The following is a 2,916-nucleotide window of genomic DNA, read 5'->3' as shown; positions in this document are numbered from 1 at the left end:
CCGACGACGCCACTCCGCGATCGGCAACATCACCCCGAACGCTTACGAGGCCGCCCTGTCCGCTACCCTCGCGGAAGCGGCATAAACCAAACGACACCGTGTCCACGATCCGGGGTCAAGGCCCAAGGACCACTATGCACACACGAGATCACAACAATCCGCTGCGGTACGCACTTGGATGGATCCTTACCTACGTCGTCCTCGTCACCATCTCCGATGCGGTGTCGGAGTCCTTGGGTCTACCCGCACTGACCAGCATCGTGTTGGCCGCTCTGACCATCTTCCTGCTCGTTCACCTGCACCGCACCAACAGGTCGGCCAGCTACGGAATCCGCCGAGCCGAACCAGGCACCCTTCCGCGCGTCCTGTTCTTCCTTCCCCTGTTCGCTATCTCGGTGATCCAGTTCATGAAGGGCGTTGCGCCCGGACTGACGGCGGAAGCAATCTTCTTCACGGTTGTGCTTGTCAGCTCCGTCGCCCTCCTCGAAGAACTGATTTTCCGCGGCTTCCTCCTTCAAGCCCTCCGTGCGCGAGGTGGGGTGACGCGAGCGATCATCATCTCGGGCGTGACCTTTGGCCTCGGTCACATCGTCAATGTTGTTCGCGGTGCTTCCACAGGTGCGGACCAAGCTCTGCAGATCGTTGCCGCCTCGCTCATCGGAATAGCCCTCGCATATTGCGTCGTGCTGACCGGGAGCATCCTGCCGGGAGTGATCATCCACGCGACGTTCAACCTCAGCGGCTCCCTGACACCCCACACAACCCCGTGGGACCTTGCCATCATCGGCCCGATCGCGGTCGTATCAGCGGTGTACATCATGATTCTGCACAAACAACTCAAAGCCCACGGACCTGCACCTACAGCAAAAGCCAATCCTTCGACCACGAACCCGGGTGCAGCTCCCATTCAGCGATGAGAGTCGCAGCAGGACTCGAACAAAGGAGAGTATGGGTCGAGGCGGTCATCGGCTGTTGAACGAACAGCCCGAGTGTGTGTGCCGACAGGGACGCTTACCCTGAGGGAGGTCAGCGCTGCTCTAGGTGTACGGGACTGCTGAAGGTTCGGTTTCCATCTAGCCTGTGAGGATTCTGTCCTCCTGGAAGGATGGCCATCATGGCAAAGCCGTATCCGGAAGAGTTTCGTCGCGACGTCGCGACGTCGTGTCCGTCGCGCGGAAGCACGAAGCCCCGCTGGCTCAGATCGCGAAGGATTTCGGGATCAGCGAGGGAACTCTGAACAACTGGCTGAAACGCGCGGACGTCGAAGACGGGGTCCGGCCAGGAGTGACCCAGGCTGACGCGGCCGAGCTCCGCGAGCTGAAGAAGCGCAACCGCCTACTGGAGCAGGAGAACGAAATCCTGCGCCGGGCGGCGGCGTTCTTCGCCCGTGAGCTGCCCCCAAAATGAAGTACCCGCTGGTCCGTGATCTTGCCGCTGACGGTATCCCTGTCGCGGTGGCCTGTCGGGTGCTGGGTTTCTCGACCCAGGGGTTCAATAAGTGGCGGCGTAATCCGGTGTCACAGCGGGACTGGGAGGATGCGCACCTGACGAACCTCGCCCACGAGATCGATCACGACGACCCGACGTTCGGGTACCGGTTCGTCGCCGACGAGATCGCCGACCACGGCATATCCGCGTCCGAGCGGCGGGTCTGGCGGATCTGCTCCCAGCAGCGCCTGTGGTCCCTGCACGCGAAAAAACGCGGACTCACTAGGAAAGCAGGGCCTCCCGTGCACGATGATCTCGTGCTGCGCCAGTTCCGCGCTGATCGTCCGAATCAGCTCTGGCTCACGGACATCACAGAACATTGGACAGATGCCGGCAAGCTCTACCTCTGCGCGATCAAAGACGTCCAGTCAAAGCTCATCGTCGGATACTCCATGGATGATCGGATGACTTCGGCTCTGGCCGTGTCCGCGGTGCGGAACGCGATCCGGCTCCGCGGACCGGTCGACACAATCCTGCACTCGGATCGAGGCGCTCAATTTCGATCAAAGGTCTTCGTGCAAACGCTCAAGAGCAGCGGGCTGACCGGATCGATGGGCAGGGTCGGCGCGTGCGGCGATAACGCGGCGATGGAGTCTTTCTTCGCACTCCTGCAGAAGAACGTCCTCAACCGACAGAGATGGTCAACGAAAGAAGAGTTACGGCTGGCTATCGTGACCTGGATCGAACGGACTTACCATCGCAGACGCCGTCAGCGAGCACTCGGCAAACTGACCCCGGTCGAGTTCGAGATACTAGGACAAGCCGCCACCACAGCGGCCCGAAACCAACAACACCCAACTGGAAACTGAACCTTCAGCAGTCCCTAGTAACGCAACTGCTCGACGTGAAAGAAGAGCAGGTCGATATAGAAGTCGTCACCACCGACGTCGAAGTGTATCTGCCGACCAACAAACGCGAATCCTGGGCCGAGTTCGCGGAGTGTCTCGGTGATGCGGTCCATGAGCGCCTGTTCGAGGTCACGCTCGGCGACGTCCCCACTGAGGCCCAGGAACTCAAAGGAGTAGGGATCTTTCGCGACCTGCTGGGCCAGCTCACTGTCGGGCGCAACAAGCTGTTGCGCGAAGTTCGACGGGGCCGCCCCTGTACGGGCGAAGCTCCGGTTCAGGATCATGTTCAGCAGGACGTTCCGTGACCACCCGTGCTCCACAGCGGAGTTCGCATACCAGTCACGTTCGGTCGTGTCGGTGACCTTGTCGAGCAGGACCGTTATGTGCCCCCACGGCAATTGCGCAACAGCCTGTTGCGCAATCGTCCCAGCCGGCCATTCCCTGGCGAACGCCGTCATGTACTGCAGATTCCGCGGTGAAAAACCGGCTCTTCACGGTTCGTGGGGAATGGCGTGCTGAGGTGAGTGTCATGCCGCCGTCCGGGTGGCACTGGTAAGCAGGATACGGGATCGATAATTGT

General features: G+C 60.8%; 2 protein-coding genes and 1 pseudogene. 2 read left to right on the top strand and 1 reads right to left on the bottom strand.

Annotated elements, in window-relative coordinates; genetic code table 11:
* The first annotated feature begins 134 nt into the window (after positions 1 to 134).
* Together IWX63_RS16445 and IWX63_RS16440 are read left to right on the top strand one after the other, a co-directional pair.
* Complete coding sequence (locus tag IWX63_RS16445; protein WP_199279226.1) at positions 135 to 917, top strand: CPBP family intramembrane glutamic endopeptidase; 783 nt, start codon at positions 135 to 137, stop codon at positions 915 to 917.
* 172 nt (positions 918 to 1,089) lie between these two features.
* Positions 1,090 to 2,297 (top strand): IS3 family transposase gene (locus tag IWX63_RS16440; RefSeq protein WP_442859141.1). Its coding sequence is split into 2 segments (ribosomal slippage): positions 1,090 to 1,390 and positions 1,390 to 2,297, totalling 1,209 coding nucleotides; the frame shifts between segments, so codons are not numbered across the junction.
* Between the two features lie 14 nt (positions 2,298 to 2,311).
* On the opposite strand, the pseudogene IWX63_RS16435 reads toward IWX63_RS16440, so the two are convergent.
* A pseudogene (locus tag IWX63_RS16435) lies at positions 2,312 to 2,821 on the bottom strand (PDDEXK nuclease domain-containing protein); the annotation flags it as partial.
* Positions 2,822 to 2,916 lie beyond the last annotated feature (95 nt).

It is taken from the genome of Arthrobacter sp. CAN_A2, assembly GCF_015752045.1.
Classification (GTDB): Bacteria; Actinomycetota; Actinomycetes; order Actinomycetales; family Micrococcaceae; genus Arthrobacter_D.
The sequence above is the reverse complement of the archived record's forward strand: the minus strand, read 5'-3'. Positions and strand labels throughout refer to the sequence as shown.